This window comes from Pseudoalteromonas sp. MBR-15, from assembly GCF_053628915.1.
The window spans coordinates 1-3,085 of sequence record NZ_JBRJHH010000028.1; the positions used below are offsets into that span (position 1 = coordinate 1).

Below are 3,085 nucleotides of genomic sequence, written 5' to 3' on the forward strand. Positions count from 1 at the left end.
TAACTTCTGTCTGTTACGCTGTCATAAAACGCGTTTGGCGTTGTATGGTTAAGCCTCACGGGTAATTAGTACAGGTTAGCTTAATGGCTCACACCACTTCCACATCCTGCCTATCAACGTTGTAGTCTTCAACGGCCCTTCAGAGACTTTAAAAGTCTAGTGAGAACTCATCTCGAGGCCTGCTTCGCGCTTAGATGCTTTCAGCGCTTATCAGTTCCGAACGTAGCTACCGGGCAATGCCATTGGCATGACAACCCGAACACCAGCGGTTCGTTCACTCCGGTCCTCTCGTACTAGGAGCAACCCCTCTCAATTCTCAAACGCCCACGGCAGATAGGGACCGAACTGTCTCACGACGTTCTAAACCCAGCTCGCGTACCACTTTAAATGGCGAACAGCCATACCCTTGGGACCGACTTCAGCCCCAGGATGTGATGAGCCGACATCGAGGTGCCAAACACCGCCGTCGATATGAACTCTTGGGCGGTATCAGCCTGTTATCCCCGGAGTACCTTTTATCCGTTGAGCGATGGCCCTTCCATTCAGAACCACCGGATCACTATGACCTACTTTCGTACCTGCTCGACGTGTCTGTCTCGCAGTTAAGCTGGCTTCTACCATTACACTAACCGTACGATGTCCGACCGTACTTAGCCAACCTTCGTGCTCCTCCGTTACTCTTTGGGAGGAGACCGCCCCAGTCAAACTACCCACCAGGCACTGTCCGTAACCCCGATTAGGGGCCAACGTTAGAACATCAAAACTACAAGGGTGGTATTTCAAGGACGGCTCCACAAAGACTAGCGTCTCTGCTTCAAAGCCTCCCACCTATCCTACACATGTAGGTTCAATGTTCAGTGCCAAGCTGTAGTAAAGGTTCACGGGGTCTTTCCGTCTAGCCGCGGGTACACAGCATCTTCACTGCGATTTCAATTTCACTGAGTCTCGGGTGGAGACAGCGTGGCCATGGTTACACCATTCGTGCAGGTCGGAACTTACCCGACAAGGAATTTCGCTACCTTAGGACCGTTATAGTTACGGCCGCCGTTTACCGGGGCTTCGATCAAGAGCTTCGTCCGAAAACTAACCCCATCAATTAACCTTCCGGCACCGGGCAGGTGTCACACCGTATACGTCATCTTGCGATTTTGCACAGTGCTGTGTTTTTAATAAACAGTCCCAGCCACCTGGTCACTGCGGCTCCAATCAGCTTAAAGAGCAAGTCTCATCACCAATCGGAGCGTACCTTCTCCCGAAGTTACGGTACGATTTTGCCTAGTTCCTTCACCCGAGTTCTCTCAAGCGCCTTAGTATTCTCTACCTGACCACCTGTGTCGGTTTGGGGTACGATTCGGTATAATCTGAAGCTTAGAGGCTTTTCCTGGAAGTATGGCATCAACAACTTCACACCCTTAGGTGCTCGTCTCGTGTCTCAGTCTTAAGAGTCCGGATTTTCCTAAACTCTCAACCTACTCACTTTCACATGGACAACCAACGCCATGCTTGCTTAGCCTGCTCCGTCCCCCCATCGCAATTATACCAAGTACGGGAATATTAACCCGTTTCCCATCGACTACGCCTTTCGGCCTCGCCTTAGGGGTCGACTTACCCTACCCTGATTAACATGGGATAGGAACCCTTGGTCTTCCGGCGTGCGGGTTTTTCACCCGCATTATCGTTACTCATGTCAGCATTCGCACTTCTGATACCTCCAGCATACCTCCCGGTACACCTTCAACGGCTTACAGAACGCTCCCCTACCACTCAAAATAAATTTTGAATCCGCAGCTTCGGTGCATAGTTTAGCCCCGTTACATCTTCCGCGCAGACCGACTCGACCAGTGAGCTATTACGCTTTCTTTAAAGGGTGGCTGCTTCTAAGCCAACCTCCTGGCTGTCTGGGCCTTTCCACATCGTTTCCCACTTAACTATGACTTTGGGACCTTAGCTGGCGGTCTGGGTTGTTTCCCTCTTCACGACGGACGTTAGCACCCGCCGTGTGTCTCCCGGATAGTACTTTACGGTATTCGGAGTTTGCAAAGGGTTGGTAAGTCGGGATGACCCCCTAGCCTTAACAGTGCTCTACCCCCGTAAGTATTCGTCCGAGGCTCTACCTAAATAGATTTCGGGGAGAACCAGCTATCTCCCGGTTTGATTAGCCTTTCACTCCTAGCCACAGGTCATCCCCTAACTTTTCAACGTTAGTGGGTTCGGTCCTCCAGTTGATGTTACTCAACCTTCAACCTGCCCATGGCTAGATCACCGGGTTTCGGGTCTATACCTTGCAACTCAACGCCCAGTTAAGACTCGGTTTCCCTACGGCTACCCTAATCGGTTAACCTCGCTACAAAATATAAGTCGCTGACCCATTATACAAAAGGTACGCAGTCACCCAACAAGTGGGCTCCTACTGCTTGTACGTACACGGTTTCAGGTTCTATTTCACTCCCCTCACAGGGGTTCTTTTCGCCTTTCCCTCACGGTACTGGTTCACTATCGGTCAGTTGGGAGTATTTAGCCTTAGATGATGGTCCACCTATATTCAGTCAAAGTTTCACGTGCTCCGACCTACTCGATTTCACTTAAGATGCATTTTCGTGTACGGGACTATCACCCTGTATCGTCATACTTTCCAGAATGTTCCACTAACACATAATAAGCTTAAGGGCTGGTCCGGTTTCGCTCGCCGCTACTTCCGGAATCTCGGTTGATTTCTGTTCCTACGGGTACTTAGATGTTTCAGTTCTCCGCGTTCGCCTCTTACACCTATGTATTCAGTGCAAGATACCTGCAAGCAGGTGGGTTTCCCCATTCGGAAATCCTAGTCTCAAGTGCTTTTTACTAGCTTGACTAGGCTTATCGCAAGTTAATACGTCCTTCATCGCCTCCAACTGCCAAGGCATCCACCGTGTACGCTTAGTCACTTAACCATACAACCCAAACGGGTCTTTGTTAGTGACAGCTGTTAACTTCGCCAGAAGTTAATTCATCAAATAATGATGAGAATACTAAAGTAGATACCGATTAATTTTTCAATTAATTGGCATATTTTTACTTTTGAAAACTCTTGATAAATAACAATTGT

At 49.3% G+C, this 3,085-nt stretch carries 1 rRNA gene; it reads right to left on the reverse strand.

The features are described 5' to 3' along the window. Positions 1 to 44: 44 nt before the first annotated feature. Positions 45 to 2,930: ribosomal RNA gene (locus tag ACSSVW_RS20275) — 23S ribosomal RNA — on the reverse strand. Positions 2,931 to 3,085 lie beyond the last annotated feature (155 nt).